Below are 18,096 nucleotides of genomic sequence, written 5' to 3'. Positions count from 1 at the left end.
ACAGGCACAAAAAAGCCAGTATCGAAATACTGGCTCTTTTTTATTCATACTATCTACAACAAGCATTCATTTTAATGACTACTTATTCTAAGCACTATTTGTTCTGTTGGCGCTTAAGATAATCTTGAATACTGTTGGTTTTGGTTTTAGGCTGCTCTTGAGTCACATTTGCGCGTATCGGGCTTTCTTGATACTGAGCTTGCGACTGTTTTTGACTGTTGAGCGCGCTGGTATGCAAGTTTGGATCAACAGGCTGGGTGCTGTTTACCGATGGCACAGGCTGCTCTACCACTTCAGGCTCTTGACCAGCATTTTCATCTAAAGTCAGACCGGTTGCGATGACTGTTACATGTAAATCATCACCCATTTTTTCATCAATCACTGAACCATAGAAAATATGCGCATCATCTATATCAGTAATTTCTTCAACGATGACACTGATTTTGCTCATCTCATCCAATGATAAAGATTCAGAAGAGATAACGTTAACAAGCAAGCCTTTGGCATTCTCTAAACGCAAATCATCAAGCAATGGCGATCTGATGGCTTTCTCGGTCGCTTGACGCGCACGATCATCGCCGCTGGCGCGACCGATACCCATCATCGCATGACCTTTAGCTGTCATCGCGGTGCGGATATCGTTAAAGTCAATATTAATCATACCTTCGCTGGCGATGGTTTCTGCAATACCCTGTACCGCATGCAACAGGACGTCATCAGCTTTTTTGAAGGCATCTTGCATAGAGATGTTGCCATAGACACTCATAAGTTTGTCGTTTGGAATGGTAATGATAGAGTCAACGAAATTAGTCAACTGCTCGATACCAGCCTTAGCAGCCTTGATACGTTTGCCACCTTCAAACTTAAATGGTGTGGTCACAACTGCGACCGTCAACACTTCCATCTCTTTAGCAATACGCGCAACCACTGGAGCGGCGCCCGTACCTGTACCACCACCCATACCCGCGGTAATAAAGACCATGTCTGAGTGTTCAAGTAAAGCACGGATGGCTTCTTCTTCGCTTTCTGCGGCTTCACGGCCCACTTCTGGGTTTGCCCCTGCGCCAAGACCACGGTTGGTCTTAGCGCCAAGCTGCAATTTATGCGGCGCTGTCAGACGATCGAGCGCTTGTTTATCCGTATTGGCACAGACAAACGTTACACCTCTAATCCCTTGTTGTACCATATGCTCAACCGCATTACCGCCGCCGCCGCCCACACCGAATACAGTGAAGCTTGCCTGGCCGTTGTTTTGAAGCTGATTATCATCTGGCATGGTGTATTTTGACATAAAAAGGTTTCTCCAGTTGCAGATAGCGTGATGGTCGATACGTGGTAACACACTCATATGGCGCGCTATCGACTTACTATATATAAATGTATTTAAATAAAACAGGGCAAAGGCTTAAATAGTTGTGCTTAGCCAATATATGCCATTATTGTACAGGGTGTTGCTTTAAATATGCTTACCTATAATACTGCGGCAGGCTCTTAACTGCTTCATCTGAGTAAGTTTACAGCAGATTATAATATCTTTTTGAGTACACTGGCAAAACGTTGCCCTGCACTTTGAAAAACACCCGTGACACGATTCTTTTGAATCGCTTCCGGCTCACTTTTTTCACTACGGCGAAACTGCTCGCTTTGACTATATAGTAATGTACCAAACGCGGTTTGATAAGCGCGATCATTGACCTGCATATTCAGCTGCTTAAACGATTCATCATTATCAAAATGATTATAAGCACTAATAGCAGGATGGGTATTGGTCAATACCACCGGCATTTTCAGCAGCTTTTTGGCAAAAGGTATCATGCCTTTAATAGCGCTACCACCGCCTGTGAGTACAATACCTTTATCGATATAGCCTAGCAAATCCGCATCATGTAATTGGCGAACCACTTCAGTAAAAATCTGCACATATCGCGCTTCAATAATACGCGCTAAATTATACGTACCAATATTAATTTCATCGCCCGACCCTTGCGGCTTAAAGAGAAAGAATGAGCTAGGATCAACGCTATTGATATCAACGGTACCATACGTTTTTTTAAGCCTTTCCGCCTCTATCATAGAGATCCCAACGTCGGCTGAGATATCCATCGTTACTTCATGACTGCCGGTAGCGATACAGTGGGTGAAAATCAGCTTATTTTCTTTATAAACGCAAATACTGGTGGTACTCGCACCGATATCGACCAAGCAAACTCCTTGCTGACGCTCATCACTCATCAAACTGTATTCGGCACTGGTAACCGCATCAAAAACGATATGGTCAATACCGACGTCACAGCTTTGTAATAACTTTTGGATATTCTGACGGCTAGACACTGGCATCATCATCATGTGATACATCACAGTGATATTGTGCGCGACCATATCAATAGCATCATCAACCATAAACTCTTGGTTGTCGATATAGATACCTTGCTGGCAGCAATGCATCAAATAATAATCAGGCGACAAGTCTTGCGATTTGGCATTTGACAGCGCTTGTACCATATCTTTGGCACGGACGACTTCGTCTTCGACTCTGACATCGCCTGCACTATTCTTACTTAATAGCTCAGGCGTCGCCATGGTCAACCAGACACTATGTACACGGCAATTGGCGGTATCTTCGGCTTCTTGAATGGCTTGTTTGATAGCGCCCTGCAAACGTTCACGATGCTTTATCTGACCTTGATAAAAGTCGCTATTTTTAACTTGCCCCACACCCATAATACGAATGTCTTTTGCAGAGACAACACTGCCAATGACGACATATACTGCCGTGGCACTTAGATGGACAACAACCAGATTTTCAGTATTTTTCATGGTACCAGACAAATTATCGCTAAACAGGAGACCAGATGACGTCTCCATTAAATCATTAAAAAGCGCTAGCAGCACGCGGTGGTATTGTATGTTAACTCTTTATATTAAGAAAGCAGACAAATATAAGGTTTTGACTGCTTTGTTAATATCTTATTCATTTACGGTGGTGTTTCAGTAGTTTTTGGCGGCGCCAGATTCCATGCGATAGTAAATCCATTTTTGTAACGAAGATCGACAGACTGTATTTCATCGCGGCGATTACTTAATTGATTGCCGAGCAGCTGACTTAAATTCAACAGTTTTTGCGCGGTATTTTCATTATCAACGATGACACGTTGACCATTATCAAAGCGAATCAGCCACGTCATTCTTGGTGACAAAATAATATCTTCAACTTGCATACCAAGCGGTGCATACCAATCATTGACTTGCTGCATTTGTTGCATAATAACGGGCGCTTGCGCCATATCACCTTGCAACGTCGCAAAACGCTCTTGCGTTAAATCTCGACTGTCAGCAGGAACAAAAACCGCCCCTTTTGCATCAACCAAACGCTCAGTACCGAAATTTGCCACCGGCTGTTTTGGTAAGGCTTTAACGACAATACCACGCTGCCAATCACGGCTCACGCTCACTTGGTCAACCCAAGCCAAACTGGTGGTAATATCTCGTAGCGCTTGCAAGTCAGAGGTGAAAAAACTGCTCACACTCTGTTGGCTCATGACATGCTGTAACGCTTGATATTGCGCAAATGTCAAATCTCGATTATCGACATGAATAGCAGCGGGCGGTGCGTCGCGTAATGCCTTACCACCCATGATTAATATCAGCACAAGCAAGCCCAACACTAGTACCGTAAAGAAATATCTGACCGAAGTCGGTACTTGAAAACTAGATGTCGGGCGACGGGTCTTATCACTCATCAAGTCAGCGACGTCATTGACAGTTTGAGTCATAATAAACTTCGTCCCTATTTTTGCTTAAAGCTATTTGCATAACGCCAATAGTGCTTCTATTAAAAGTAAATCTGCTAAACATTCGCAGGAATCTATAAAACTAACATATTATCAATTTATTTGTCTAAAACGGTTTATAACGTGCGCTTATCGTCATTAAAACGTAACATTTTTCTCATTTAATGAATGACTTAAGAGATAGTGGCGCAAATAACCATAAATATCACGAATATAGACCAATATTTACAATATTAACGTATTTTACGTTTAAACAATAGCCTAACCCCTACTACTAACAACGAATTTACACAAGTTTACATGAAGCTGTGCTATAGCAGCTCTAGCGATACATTTGACGATATTTAAACAGGCTAATTACCATCACTAAGTAGTTTGTAAAGCTGGTTTTAGCCGAGACATAATTGACAGCTTAATGCTAAATATTTGCATACCTATATATAAGACGTCCAATGAGTTATTTAATAGCCAATTGAACGTTTATTAAGCAAACCTCTTCTATTTATCAGTCGTGCATTTATCAGTCGTACAGCTATTAGCGGCAAAATCGTTAATCGATACTTATACGGTTTGCGCCAAAATATGCCAACACAAGCTCTCAAAATCCATGCCGCGAGCTTTGGCCGCCATTGGCACCAAACTATGACTGGTCATGCCCGGTACAGTATTAATCTCAAGCAGCCAAAAGTTGCCCGCTTCGTCTTGCATCGCATCGATACGTCCCCAACCTTTTGCATCAACCGCACGAAATGCAGCCAAGCTCAAATCTTGCAAATGCTTTTCATCCGCAGCGCTTAGACCGCAGGGAATATAGTAGCTGGTATCGTTACGATTGTATTTGGCTTCAAAATCATAGAAGTTGGTGATATCAGCAGGCTCAAGGCGAATAACCGGATAGGCTTCATCATCGATAATGACAATGGTAAATTCGCGACCGGTAATCCAACGCTCAGCCATCACTGCATCCCCACACTGTACGGCGGTTGCATACGCAGCAGGAAGCTCATCAAGATTATTAACCTTGGTCATACCAATGCTTGAGCCTTCATGGACTGGTTTGATAATCAGCGGCAGTCCTAGCATATTAACCACTTGCTGCCAGTCGGTATCAGCAGTTAGCAATGAAAACGGTGCGGTCGATAAACCACAACCTTGCCACAGCTGCTTGGTACGTACTTTGTCCATACCCAGTGCTGATGCCAAAATACCAGAACCGGTCTGCGGAATATTAAACCATTGCAGCACGCCCTGTAACAAGCCATCTTCGCCGCCGCGACCATGCAAAACGTTAAACACGCGGTCATATTGACGAAGCTCAGTAATATCTTGGTGTTTCGGGTCAAAATGCGTGGCATCAACGCCTTGGTTTTGTAGCGCTTGTAAAACGGCCGCGCCACTATCTAAAGAAACACTGCGCTCGTTGCTACTGCCGCCATATACCACAGCCACTTTCCCAAATTCACTCGCATCTTTTACTTTACTAGGAGCGACATTTAAGAATGTATCTTGGCTTGATTGTTTATTTTCCACACCGTTACTCTCAGCTTTTGCAGCAGCTGCTAGGGCTGCCTCTGGATTGGTAATATCGGTGTTCGCCCCAACATTGATATTATTATTATCGATACTTTTATCCATATTATTTTCATTTTCTTGGTTATGAGTAGTCATGAGTCTCGTTCCTAAAATTCGTTTGCGGCTTATTTGATATATAAATTATTGGCGGCCAATTCGATCGCTATTTGTCCAACATTACCTGCACCTTGGGTAATCAACATGTCATGCGCTTGAAGCAAACGCTGCATGACTGGTGCCAAATTATCCTTATCGATAATCGTCGGTTCAACGGCACCGCGCAAACGGATACTACGTGCCAAGGCTTTGGTATCGGCACCAGCAATCGGGCTTTCACCAGCAGGATAAACGTCCAATAACAATAACTCATCGACGCTTGAAAGCACTTCGACAAAATCATCGAAACAATCACGGGTGCGGCTATAACGATGTGGCTGGAACATCATCACTAAGCGGCGCTCAGGGAAGCTTTGACGAGCCGCTTTGATGGTCGCGTCGACTTCTCTTGGGTGATGACCATAATCGTCAATAAGCAAAACATTGCCATCATCGATATCTACGGAGGCATGCTGCTCAAAGCGGCGACCAACGCCTTCGAACTTCTGCAGGGCGCGCTTAATCGCTTCGTCATCTACGCCTTCGTCGGTTGCCATGGTAATAGCAGCCAGCGCATTATAAACATTGTGTACACCCGGGATATTCAAGGTTAGACGCAATGGCTCATGGTCGCGGCGCAAGACGGTAAAGTGAGTTTTTGTGCCTTCGCTGACTAAGTCAACGGCTTGTACATCGTTAAAGGGTTCAAGACCAAAGGTTAATACTGGACGACCAATATCATCAATCATGGAGTACAATTCAGGGTCGTCACCGCAGACCACCGCCAAGCCATAAAACGGCATATTTTGTAAAAACTGGATATAAGCGGCTTTTAAGTTGTCAAAACTATTGCCATAGGTTTCCATATGGTCTTGATCGATATTGGTAACAATCGCCGCCATCGGATGTAAAGATAAGAATGACGCATCAGATTCATCGGCTTCGGCAACTAAATAACGGCTGCTACCGAGCGCGGCATTTTTACCTGAGGCATTGAGTTTACCGCCAATCACATAGGTGGGATCAAGCTGTGCTTCTGCCATCATGGTTGTCAGCAAACTGGTGGTGGTGGTTTTACCATGTGCGCCAGCAACGGCGATACCATGGCGATAGCGCATCAACTCACCGAGCATATCAGCACGGCGTACCACTGGCAGACGCGCTTCAAGCGCCGCTTTGACTTCAGGATTACTACGGTCGATAGCAGACGATACGACGATAACATCGGCATTGGCGATGTTTTTGGAATCATGACCAATCGCAATAGTAATACCAATCTGCTCTAAGCGCTTAGTTACTAAGCTCTCAGCGATATCAGAACCACTGACTTCATAGCCTTGATTGTTCATAACCTCAGCGATACCGCACATCCCCGAGCCACCAATACCGACAAAATGCAAATGCTGAATACGGCGCATTTCTGGTATTTCAATCAAACGCTTAGTTAAGGCTTTAGCAGAGGTTGGCATAGGGTTTTCTCTTTATTGTAGACAAACAAATTTGGTTAATAATAAGTAATAAAAATTATAGGTAATAAAATAGCGATTAAGACAATCAGCTTTTATAAGGCCTGCCAGATAATATCGGCTACCTGTTGGCAGGCATGGCGGTTGGCAAGCGCATGACCTTTTTCTGCCATCTCTAAACAAGCACGCCTATCTAGCATCGCAAGCTCACTACTCAAGCTTTTGGGCGTCAGCTCGCTTTGTGGCAGCAAGATTCCCGCTTTGTGTGAGGTCAAGGTGCGTGCATTTGCCGTCTGATGGTCATCAACCGCGCTTGGTAGCGGTACAAATATCGCAGCAATGCCGACGTTTTGAATTTCAGTTACCGTCAAAGCACCCGCCCGACAAACCACAATATCAGCCCAATTATACGCCGCTGCCATATCATCAATAAATGGTTGTACCGTAAACTGATGGGCGCTTAACGCTTCACTGTCATACGCCGCTTGCGTGGCGGCCTCATTATTGCGTCCACATTGATGACGGACCTCAAACGGACGGTCAATCAACGCCAGTGCTTTTGGCAACGTCTCATTTAACACTTGCGCACCGAGCGAACCACCAACCACCAATAATTTAAGCGGCGAGCTGTCATTGACATCGTAGCGAATACTGGGTTCGGCAACACCGCTAATGGCATTGCGCACGGGATTACCCACCGTTTCTATCTTGCTATCATGCTGGCTATTGGCAAAGGTATTTTCAAACGCTTGCAATACCTTGGTCGCCATCTTGGCCAAATAACGATTGCTCATACCTGCAATGGCATTTTGTTCATGGATAATAAGCGGCGTTTTAGTCAAACGCGCCGCAATACCGCCGGGCGCAGTGACGTAACCGCCAAAACCAACGACCACATCGATTTGATTGCCACGAATGACCTTAATCGCCGCCATCGTCGCTGACAATAACGTCACGGGTAGCTTAAGCAAGCGCCCCAATCCTTTGCCGCGCAATCCTTGCATATCAATCGCATGAAAAGGATAGCCAGTGGGTGCAACCAAGCCATTTTCCATGCCATTTGGCGTACCGAGCCAGTGAATAACAGCACCGCGCTTGGTCAATTCTTCGCTAACCGCAAGTGCTGGAAATACATGCCCGCCTGTACCAGCAGCCATCATTAATATATGCGGTGTTTTCATGAACGCCTGCCTATCTTTTCTTTATTTATATGAAAGACTTATTATCTTTTGACTGTATTATTTATCGAACCAAAATGAGCCTATAAAAGCCCGCATAGTATAGTGTAAATCACTGCCTGATAGACAGCACTTTATGCAGCGCAAATAATAAAAATCCAAGCCATGAGTAATCGCGGCTTGGCTTTTATAAATACGCTTAAAAAATCATAAAAACAGCGCTTTTAATAACGTTTTGTCGCTTTTTTAAAGGCGCTATTAAGCAATGCGGTTTATCAATATATCTTAGCACACCGTCTTTTAAGTATTGTGCACATAGCTTAGTGATAAATTACTGTATCCTTACCGCTTTGCATACATTGTTTTACTTAAGAGACATTATTTAAACGTCATTATTTAAATGGCGTTATTTAAACGGCAGTACTTAAACTGCTAACTTCTTCTCGATAGCGATAATAAAGTCAGTTGCAATATCAGTACAGCATTGGTCATCAATCTCACGCACACAGGTTGGACTGGTGACATTAATCTCAGTGATACGGCCACCGATTAAGTCTAAACCGACGAACATCAGCCCTTTTTCTTTAACAATCGGTGCGACGACTTGGGCCACTTGGCGTTCGATATCGGTAAGCGGCATCGCAACACCGCTACCACCTGCCGCAAGATTACCGCGCGTCTCACCTTTCACCGGAATACGCGCCAAGCTATAATCGACCACTTCGCCATCGACGATTAACACACGCTTATCACCTTCTTTGATTTCCGGCAAATAACGCTGCGCCATAATCGGTAGCGTCTCAAGCTCGGTTAAAATCTCCAGCGTCACGCCGATATTTGGACTGTCAGCAGTCAAACGGAAAATACCCGTGCCGCCCATACCATCTAATGGCTTGACGATAACGTCTTGCTGCTCAGTAATAAACTTGCGAATATGCGCCTGTTTACTGGTCACAATCGTCGGGCTCATATAATCGCTAAACCAAGTAGCAAACAGCTTTTCATTACAATCGCGTATCGCTTGTGGATCGTTGACCACCAGCACGCCTGCGGCTTTAGCATGGTCAAGCATGTAAGTGGCATAAATAAAACGCATATCAAACGGCGGATCTTTACGCATCAAAATCACATCATAAGCGCTGACCGGTGCTGTCGCTTTATCCCCCAAGGTATAAAAATCATTCGGGTCACGCTTGACTGTCACCGGCTGGGTATCGACCATCAATTGCCCACGATCCAACCATAAATCATGAATCTGACAGTAACCAAGGCTATGCCCACGGTCTTGCGCCGACCACATCATCGCAAGGCTGGTGTCTTTTTTATAATTAACCTGCTCGATTGGGTCCATGATGACGAGTATGTTTAATGATTTATTTTGCTTTTCTTGGCTCATGATAAGGCTCACTTACGTTATAGTATTAATCATTTAAAATAGTATTAATCGTTCGAACAGACATCAATAACATGACTCAAATTTCACCCAATATGGCTGAAACATAGCAATGACTGCGATAAATTATACGCCGTACTGGGCGCGGTAATGCTGCATTTTTGCAAGTTGAGTCGCATCTTTATTTGGGCTACTTTCTGCTAGGTAACTGATTAAATCATCGATATCAACCAACGCGCGCACTGGTACTTCTAATGTTGCAGCCAACTCTTGAATAGCAGAATGCTCCGCCAAACCCTTTTCTTTACGGTCGAGGGCGACGATAATACCGGCAACGCTTGCGCCCGCTTGCTCTAAAATCTCCACCACTTCACGCATCGCCGTGCCAGCAGTAATCACATCATCAAGCACCCAAACCGCCTTGCCTTTGACATCAGCGCCAACTAAATTACCGCCTTCGCCATGGGTTTTGGCTTCTTTACGGTTATAGCCCCATTTAGCATTGATACCATGATGCAGCCATAATGCTTGCGCGGTTGCTGCGACAAATGGAATGCCTTTATAAGCAGCGCCAAAAATAACCAGCTCTTGCTCATTTGTACCATTATTTGCCATTGAACCTTGTGCAGCCATTTGTTCTGCCACTTTTTCAGCTAGGGCATCGGCATAACCACGCGCTAATAACGATAACATCTCACCCGACGCCAACAAACCTGCGTTAAAAAAGTATGGGCTAATACGTCCAGACTTTAAGACAAACTCACCAAACTTTAGAACCTGATTGTCTAAAGCCAATTGGATAAATTGATGCGATGAAAATGAAACATTATTAGCAGCTTGATTATGAGGCGTTGCGGCATTAAGCATAGGGTCTTCCTATCGGCAAAAAGAAAATGGAAAGTTAAATAATGAAAAGTTGTGAAGCGCATTATAGTCGTCGTGCTTTAACTTGACCAACCATTGATATTATAATCTTGCATATTCGCATAACGCGTCAATAACCCACAACGTGATGAGATATTAAAGTAGCACTGACCATCGCTACTGACTTGTATATCCCAGCCCAAATGATAGGCGGCAACGATAATATGCCCTGTAAATAAGCGCACTTGGCGATAGGCGTGGCGCTGTGCTGGCTCAAAAACAATCTGACTGAGCAAGTAGCTGCGCAGATGTTGACAAATTTGCGCCGCGCTGTAGCTATGATTGATGGTTTTGCGCGTACTGCATTGCTTCAAAGCATGGACGGCGACGCTACAGGCCATAAGATCAGTCGCCAAACTGCCCTCGCCGCTGTCAAATTGTTGTGGCTGCAATACCACTTGCCAATCGTCAGCATAGATACTATTGAGTAGCTCATCAGGATTATAACGTTTGGTCAATGCTCGCAAAGATTCTGACGCTAAAGGCTTCTTAATATTCTTAGCAGTATTTATATTATCAGTATTTATATTGTCAGTAGCCAAAAACCCATAACGCCTCAGTTTTGGATACGCTTGCAGCGCGCGCTGGATATCCGCCATATCAAGCAAAGTCATGTCTGTTAATGAAGCTAATAACGGCTGCTCGCTATGATTGTGATAAAAACTCTCGGGCAGCTCAACCAGTTTTGCGGCACTGAGCAGTGATAAATGCTCAGCCAATGCTTCTGAAGCCATCAATGCCCATTTCGATAAGCTGTCTGTATTGGGCTGATAAAAACGGGTCGAGCTACCATATAAGCGGCGCAGCTGACTATTTAAGCGCCGTGCAGGCTCTGGAATATCAGTCAATGGTCGTGCAGGGTCCAATGGCAAACGCTTTGGATCAAAATTAGGATGTACAATCGCTGGCTGCTGACTATTTGCTAAATTCGCGGACTGCTCAGCATGACCTTCTGCAAGCTGATCCTCTGCTGCTATAAAGCTAGCGTTGGACAAACGGTCATCAGAAGTAGAATGCTGGGTCATTAATTTTTCCTAAGCTTGCAAATTTAAAAGATATAAAAATAAAAGATGTAAAAATAAAAGCAATCAAACGGTCATTTTGCTCTTGATGTTATTGGCGTTGCTCTTCTTTATTACGTTGATGTTGCTCTTGATATTGCAAAATATCTCGGTAGCCTACTTGCCAATCAGGATAGTCCAGCCAAGCTAACGGAATGTTGCTGTGCAAGCGCTTACCCGTTACTTTCGCTTTATTGTCATCAATAACAGGCGGTACTTCATCTATCTGCTCACTTAACCAAGTGCCGAGCTCAAAAGTGGTGACGGGCGCATAATCAGTAGCAATATAAAGCGGTTTTGGCGTGTCTATGGTCATGACATTGGCGATAATGGTGACCAAATCGCGATCCATAATGCGATTGCTCCAGTGCGCTGCTGCCACTGGCTCTTTTTGTGGCTCGCGGGCTTTACGCAGACGCATGAGGCGCTTACGTCCGTAAATACCACTTGGGCGAATAATAATAGCCTTAGCACCAAAACCTTTTTGCAATGCTTGTTCCGCTTGCAATATCACTTGCGAGGCTTCACGCTCTGGCGTCACAGGCGCGGTATCTTCATCAATCCATACGCCATTATCTTGACCATAGACACCCGTTGATGAAATAAAAACAACGCGCATAAGATTGGGTAGCTGGTCTGCCAGTGTTGCCAAATGCTGGCTGATTGCTAAGTAACTATCATGATAACCGCTGGTCGAATACTCATCAGGAGTAACAATAATTGCCAGCGCCGTAAAGTCTTGCAGCTGCTCAGCGCTTAAAGTTAACGCATCGGCTTGTAGAAACTTAGCTTTAGGATGTAGGTCATAATGATGACGCTCACGACGTGCCAGCCCCGTGACGTTGAAACCGTCTTGAGCGAGCTTATTGGTGACGGGTAAACCGATATCACCTTGACCAATAATCAGTAAATTTTGCGTACTCATCATATACCCTTTATTTAAAAACTGCTTCTGATGACTGTCTATGCTAATGACTGGCTAAGAAGGTTTTTATAATTTAATAACAAGCGCTAAAAATAGCGTCTATACGACAGCTGTATGTCTTCCTTGGCATCGATACGATCTTGCCATTCGTAGTTGGCATTGATACGTAACGCTTGTTTTTTATCGATATCATATTGTAGCCCTAATGTCGATATCGGCTGCCAGTAATGACCACGGGCATTAGACTCGTCGCTGCTGCCATGATACCAATATGGCAGTTGTAATTCAGCCTGCGCACGTAACTGATTGTTAATCTGATAACGGCAACCGGCATTGACGCCTGCGCCGACACGATAGCCTTTATTAATACCGCGTCCTGCTTGCGCCGTACCTGCCAAAAGCGTATAGCATAGCTGCGGCGGCATCTCGCCTGTGCCCGCGCTAGGTGTGCCAAACGCCCACGACCAACCGGTCTCATAGCCTAAACTACCAACTAGATGATCGCTGCCCTCTTGCTGCGAGCCGTCATTTACACGGGTCGCTTCAATACTGGCGCCCCAGGTTTTGCCTTTTTTAGCAGAATTAACCGGATTAAATGAGCGCCCTCGCACCAAGGTCACATTTTGCAAGACCACACTACTTGGCTGATTGGCTTTGTCATTATCGGTGTTATATAAACGTAAGGTTGCAGCCGCGCCTTCTAAATCAAAGAACTGCGGAAATCCTGAAGGACGATCGAGGGTATCGTGATAACCTGCCCGTAGACCTAAATCAATATAGTTATTATCACCGCGCTGCCCTAGCCCAATAAACCCAAGTTGCAGCGGATGCCTGTCTATAGGATTGTTATCCGCTACTGCAATACGCCGTGGCAATAGCGTTTTTCCGTCGGCGGCTATGCTCGAGGTTGGATTCAACTGGGCAGATTTAATCTCATTTAACGTCTGCTTGGCGCTATTATGATAGCCCAATTGCTCACGCTGCTCTTTAACCTTGTTCAACTGCGCTTGGCGTAAGGTGCTATCAGCAGGCGTATAGTTGGTGCTGGCAAGTAAGCCTTCGCTATTGAGTAATTGCACGACATCTGAAGGAATTACGGCATAAGGCAGGCGACTTAATAAATGCTGCTGCGGACGTACCACGTCAATCAAGCGTAAAATCTCAGAGGCACAGTTATCAGTGGTGAAATAATACGGCAACTTCAAATCTTTGGTTTCCCAAACATGTAGCATAATCTGCTGCACTTCCGCTGGGGTCAAATCCAATTGATAGGTCCACGCATCACGCTCATCTTCTTGCAGATACTTCGCCAGCTTCTCTGGATAAGGGTCAATTTCAATCAGATTGTCATAACCGCCGGTCATCGATTTGATGGCATATACCAAAAAACTATCGGTTGCATCGCCGCCCACCGTATAATTTAGCGCCACTGCATGATGAATTTGGCTTGGATCGGCCACGCTGGCTTTAGAATCAATACGCAATAACGTATGAGCAAAGGCTGAAATAGGATTGTCCAAATATTCCTGCGCAAACATAATAGACAGCTGCTCAGGTGCTAGCTTTTGCATCCAGTCATTCAGGTCCGGACAGTCAACTTGTAAACCGCTCTTGTCGATATTGAGTGTATCGGTCAGCCATTGGACGCGCGCTGGGAAACGGCATAGTACTGAGTTTTGTCCCGAGTTTTTAGTCGCACGATTGGATGCACTATTACTAGCAGTGCTATTATTTGGGGTCGTAGCCATTTCTTCAGCAAGGGCAACCAGCAAGGCATCAAGCTCGGCCGCTGAATCATGCTGTCCATTTTTACTTAAGAAAAATGCTGCATCATCAACGATACTGCTGTCTTTTTTCTTGCCGATTAAATTCTTTTGATCATCAAAGAAATATAATAAGCGTCGCCATGTTATATGTTGGGCAAGGTTTTTTGTTTTTGCTTGCGCACGCCATGATGCTAATAGCTGCTGAGCGTTCGTCTCATTATTATTAGCACTTTGATGGTTAGATGTCCGAGAAGTGACTGCGGTATTTGAGACACTATCTGGCTTGATGGTATTATTTGATTCGGCAACAACCGGCTCAGAATAAGCCGTTAATATTGGCTCGGCGTTTTGTGATTTAGCAGTCAATGTATTTATTGGCTTAGCACCAGTAGTTTCATTGGCATCCAGCGCCAACTCCCCTGTTGTCACAAGCGATGCCGGCGTTGGCAAAAACGCCTGTGCTTGTGCGGTCAGCAGCAGTCCAGCTATGGTGAGCGGCAAACGTGCTCGCCTGCCAATGCTTGTTGGCGTACAATCTATCGCCAAAAGGTTTGAATGTTTTGAATATATGGACATGAGTAATATCTCGTACTGTAGGAGTCATACGCGTATCGCGTGATTAAGTCTATCGAATTGTCAGAGTTATATTATAAATTACTGTTTTGAACGACTATTTTTTTAGTTAAATGCGCCGCTTATCCATAAAAAACTTATAATCATCAGCATTTACCGCGCACTTATTATCACATTATAAAAGAGAGTATTATGTCCACAGCATCGTCAATGACTATTCATACCGGTCGATTATCAGCGGCGACTTGGCTTGCGTCACCCAATTATAATAAACGATCGGAAAATATCGCGATTGATGCCATTGTTATTCACAATATTAGCTTGCCGCCCAATGAGTTTGGAGCTTGCGATACTGACGGCTTACATTACGTCAAGGCCTTATTTACCAATCAATTAGACTGGGAGGCGCATCCTTATTTTCAAAGCATTAAAGGTGCAGAAGTTTCAGCGCATTTATTTATAGAGCGTAATGGCGCGATTACCCAGTTTGTCAATTTTAACGAGCGCGCGTGGCATGCCGGACGCTCCAGCTACTTGGGTCGCCCTGAATGTAATGATTATAGCATTGGCATTGAGCTTGAAGGTTCAGATTTTGTGTCCTTTAGCGCCGCCCAATATGAAGCGCTTGCCAAAGTTATCGTTGCTATCTATGACGCTTATCCAAAAACTCGCCGTCATCTCACCGGTCATAGTGATATCGCGCCCGGTCGCAAAACCGACCCCGGTGATTACTTTGAATGGAAAAAGTTGCGTGAGATGGTTGCTCACCATTTTGCGAGCAAGTCATAAATTTTGCGAGCAAGTCATAAATTGACCAGCTAAATTGTGATAATAGTCTTATCGAAAGTTCTGTAGACAGTGGATATTATTCCACATTCAATCCATTTATCAGGACAATGAAAGTGCTATAATCCGTCAGTTTTTTGACAACACTACATCAGTAAACAACCATCACTACACAACCTTCATTAAACAAATTAGCAGAATAGGTTCTCATGGCAAAAAGTCGGTTATTTCGTTCAACCATGGTGGTCAGTAGTATGACCATGCTGTCGCGTATTTTAGGTTTGGTACGTGATATTGTGTTATTAGGCGTGTTTGGCGCAGGTGGTCTGATGGACGCCTTTTTGGTCGCCTTTAAGATACCCAACTTTTTGCGCCGTCTATTTGCAGAAGGGGCTTTTAGCCAAGCGTTTGTCCCTGTACTGTCAGAATATAAAGAAAAATACAGCCTACAACAGGTTCAGATTTTAGTCAGCCGCACTTCAGGAGCGCTGCTGCTGGTGTTATCGATGCTGACGGTCGTAGTGATTTTAATCGCCCCTTGGGTGGTGACGCTATTTGCCCCAGGCTTTGCTAACCAGCCAGATAAATTTGCCATCACCGCTGAGCTATTACGCCTGACCTTTCCTTATTTATTATTTATTTCTATGACCGCTTTTGCCAGCGGTATTTTACAAAGTTACGGCCGTTTTGCCGCGCCAGCCTTTGCGCCAGTGTTACTCAACCTATCTATGATTGGCGGCGCGCTAGTATTTGCGCCTATGTTTGACGTCCCTATTATGGCGCTTGGTTATTCTGTCGCTATCGCAGGTTTGCTCCAGCTATTGATACAACTGCCACAGCTCTCGCAGCAAAAACTGCTGGTCGCACCGAAGATTGACTTTCAGCATGAAGGCGTTCGCCGTATTTTAAAGCTGATGCTGCCGGCTATTTTTGGCGTCTCTGTCACGCAGATTAATCTATTATTAAACACTATTTTTGCATCATTGATGATTGGCGGTTCCGTTTCTTGGCTTTATGCTGCTGAGCGTATGAGCGAGTTACCACTCGGCTTAATTGGCGTGGCTATCGGTACAGTTATTCTACCAAGTCTATCGAAAAGTGAAGCGCGAAAAGATGATGTTAGCTTTAAAAAGACCATCGATTGGGCAGCGCGCTTAATTATTTTGGTCGGTGTTCCAGCATCGGCAGCACTATTTATACTCTCTGACGTACTTATGCAGGCGCTGTTTTTACGTGGCGAATTTACCTTACGCGATGCACAAATGAGCTCCTTGGCGTTAAAAAGCATGGCGGGCGGCATTTTAGGTTTTATGTTAATTAAAATCTTTGCGCCCGCCTTTTTCGCCCGTCAAGACACTAGAACGCCAGTCAGAATTGGTATTGTTTCCGTTTTTGCCAATATGGTATTTAGTGTCATTTTTATCGGTATATTTTACTTCTTCGATATGCCGTTGCATGGTGGCTTGGCATTGGCAACCACGGGTGCGGCATTTGTGAACGCGGGTTTGTTATATTACTTCTTGCATAAGCGTGATATTTTCCGCTTTGGTAGCCATTGGAAAAAATTGTTTGGCCAGTTTGGAGTTTCTACCGCCTCTATGATTGCGGTGCTTTATGTCATGCTGCCCTATTTCCCAACCAATGATGCCCAGTGGAAACGTATTGTCGCGCTACTGATTATGTGCGTCGTCGGTGCGGTGGTTTATGGCGTTGTGCTATTGGCAACAGGGTTCCGTCCGCGCCAGCTAAAACATGGTTAAGGATTAATTATTAAGCACTAGGCAAGGCTTTAACTTACCAAACCAAAACAAGCTTAGTATGAGAATTGACAGTGAACGCTGCTGATAGTTGCCATAATTACTGTTTAATGAATAAATGAATTTTGGGGACTAATATGACGACTAAATCATCAGCTTCACAAACAGCTTTATCAGCAACCTTGTTACGCTTACCAAATATACTGACTGTTGGCATTTTGAGTACCGGACTGCTTTTAAATGGTTGTAGCAATAATGATAAGGGTGAAACTGAGACTGCTGCCAGTAATAATGAAGAGGCTACAGCGGTCGCGCAAACATCTGAGAACGACGCGAGCCAAGTAGAAGTAACAGGCACTACTACTGATAGTAAACAGGCAGCAGATAGCACAAAAGATGAAACCACGATTGCTAGTAATAATCTCAATCCAGTTACCGCTGCCGCTAAGCAAAAAAGCTTAGTAACCAATCCGACCCAAGACGGGACGCCGGAAGATACCGTCAAACAAGCTCTAGACAGCTTATATTATGGCGATGTCAAGCAAGCTGCTACTTACTATAAAGTAGATATGGCAAACTTCGAAGAAGAGCTAGCCAAGACCCAATCGGCTTTTCAGCAAACGGTTGATGGCGTGACTTTTACTGATACTACATACAACGATGATAAAACCCGTGCCACCATCACTGGCGAGTTGATGCTAAGGGGGCAAAGCGAGCCTACACCCTTGACTTATGAGCTACAAAAGATCGGTGGAAAATGGAAGATTTTAGGATAGAACACCTATCTGCTAATATCTAAATTTTCTTC

At 44.5% G+C, this 18,096-nt stretch carries 14 protein-coding genes; 3 read left to right on the top strand and 11 right to left on the bottom strand.

Annotated features, from left to right (window positions below):
- Positions 1-94: 94 nt before the first annotated feature.
- The 11 genes from ftsZ to B3Q63_RS04195 all read right to left on the bottom strand — a co-directional run bounded on the left by ftsZ (position 95) and on the right by B3Q63_RS04195 (position 14,748).
- Positions 95-1,291, bottom strand: coding sequence for a cell division protein FtsZ (gene ftsZ / locus B3Q63_RS04245; protein ID WP_183620383.1), 1,197 nt, complete (start codon positions 1,289-1,291; stop codon positions 95-97).
- Positions 1,292-1,524: 233 nt separating this feature from the next.
- Positions 1,525-2,817 (bottom strand): cell division protein FtsA, encoded by a 1,293-nt coding sequence (ftsA, locus tag B3Q63_RS04240; RefSeq protein WP_201564883.1) that lies wholly within the window; start codon positions 2,815-2,817, stop codon positions 1,525-1,527.
- Positions 2,818-2,975: 158 nt separating this feature from the next.
- Complete coding sequence (locus tag B3Q63_RS04235) at positions 2,976-3,773, bottom strand: cell division protein FtsQ/DivIB (RefSeq protein ID WP_201564817.1); 798 nt, start codon at positions 3,771-3,773, stop codon at positions 2,976-2,978.
- Between the two features lie 579 nt (positions 3,774-4,352).
- Complete coding sequence (locus tag B3Q63_RS04230) at positions 4,353-5,459, bottom strand: D-alanine--D-alanine ligase (protein WP_296174154.1); 1,107 nt, start codon at positions 5,457-5,459, stop codon at positions 4,353-4,355.
- A gap of 29 nt (positions 5,460-5,488) precedes the next feature.
- Positions 5,489-6,928: a UDP-N-acetylmuramate--L-alanine ligase gene (murC, locus tag B3Q63_RS04225; protein WP_271133547.1), complete on the bottom strand. Its 1,440-nt coding sequence runs from the start codon at positions 6,926-6,928 to the stop codon at positions 5,489-5,491.
- A 92-nt stretch (positions 6,929-7,020) separates the two neighbouring features.
- Positions 7,021-8,106 carry an undecaprenyldiphospho-muramoylpentapeptide beta-N-acetylglucosaminyltransferase gene (gene murG, locus B3Q63_RS04220; protein ID WP_201564819.1) on the bottom strand — a complete coding sequence of 362 codons (1,086 nt, stop codon included), beginning with the start codon at positions 8,104-8,106 and terminating at the stop codon, positions 7,021-7,023.
- Between the two features lie 421 nt (positions 8,107-8,527).
- Entirely contained in the window at positions 8,528-9,499 is a 972-nt protein-coding gene (gene gshB / locus B3Q63_RS04215; protein ID WP_296174148.1) for a glutathione synthase, read from the bottom strand.
- A gap of 123 nt (positions 9,500-9,622) precedes the next feature.
- On the bottom strand, positions 9,623-10,363 hold the full coding sequence (gene pyrE, locus B3Q63_RS04210) for an orotate phosphoribosyltransferase (RefSeq protein WP_296174146.1): 741 nt from the start codon (positions 10,361-10,363) through the stop codon (positions 9,623-9,625).
- Between the two features lie 77 nt (positions 10,364-10,440).
- Positions 10,441-11,445, bottom strand: coding sequence for a hypothetical protein (locus tag B3Q63_RS04205; RefSeq protein WP_296174143.1), 1,005 nt, complete (start codon positions 11,443-11,445; stop codon positions 10,441-10,443).
- A gap of 88 nt (positions 11,446-11,533) precedes the next feature.
- A complete protein-coding gene (locus B3Q63_RS04200; protein WP_296174141.1) occupies positions 11,534-12,406 on the bottom strand; it encodes an SDR family oxidoreductase in 873 nt (290 codons plus the stop codon).
- A gap of 86 nt (positions 12,407-12,492) precedes the next feature.
- Entirely contained in the window at positions 12,493-14,748 is a 2,256-nt protein-coding gene (locus B3Q63_RS04195; RefSeq protein ID WP_296174136.1) for a DUF4105 domain-containing protein, read from the bottom strand.
- Between the two features lie 189 nt (positions 14,749-14,937).
- Between B3Q63_RS04195 and ampD the strand changes: the two genes are divergently transcribed.
- From ampD to B3Q63_RS04180, 3 genes are all read left to right on the top strand, one after another.
- Entirely contained in the window at positions 14,938-15,534 is a 597-nt protein-coding gene (gene ampD, locus B3Q63_RS04190) for a 1,6-anhydro-N-acetylmuramyl-L-alanine amidase AmpD (RefSeq protein WP_296174135.1), read from the top strand.
- A gap of 206 nt (positions 15,535-15,740) precedes the next feature.
- The gene (murJ, locus tag B3Q63_RS04185; RefSeq protein ID WP_296174132.1) at positions 15,741-17,291 is read left to right on the top strand and encodes a murein biosynthesis integral membrane protein MurJ; all 1,551 of its coding nucleotides are present in this window, start codon (positions 15,741-15,743) and stop codon (positions 17,289-17,291) included.
- Between the two features lie 134 nt (positions 17,292-17,425).
- Positions 17,426-18,064 carry a hypothetical protein gene (locus B3Q63_RS04180; RefSeq protein WP_296174129.1) on the top strand — a complete coding sequence of 213 codons (639 nt, stop codon included), beginning with the start codon at positions 17,426-17,428 and terminating at the stop codon, positions 18,062-18,064.
- Positions 18,065-18,096 lie beyond the last annotated feature (32 nt).

The sequence above is a fragment of the Psychrobacter sp. UBA2769 genome (assembly GCF_002352555.1).
Lineage (GTDB): Bacteria > Pseudomonadota > Gammaproteobacteria > Pseudomonadales > Moraxellaceae > Psychrobacter > Psychrobacter maritimus.
This window is presented reverse-complemented; position numbering and strand designations above follow the sequence as displayed.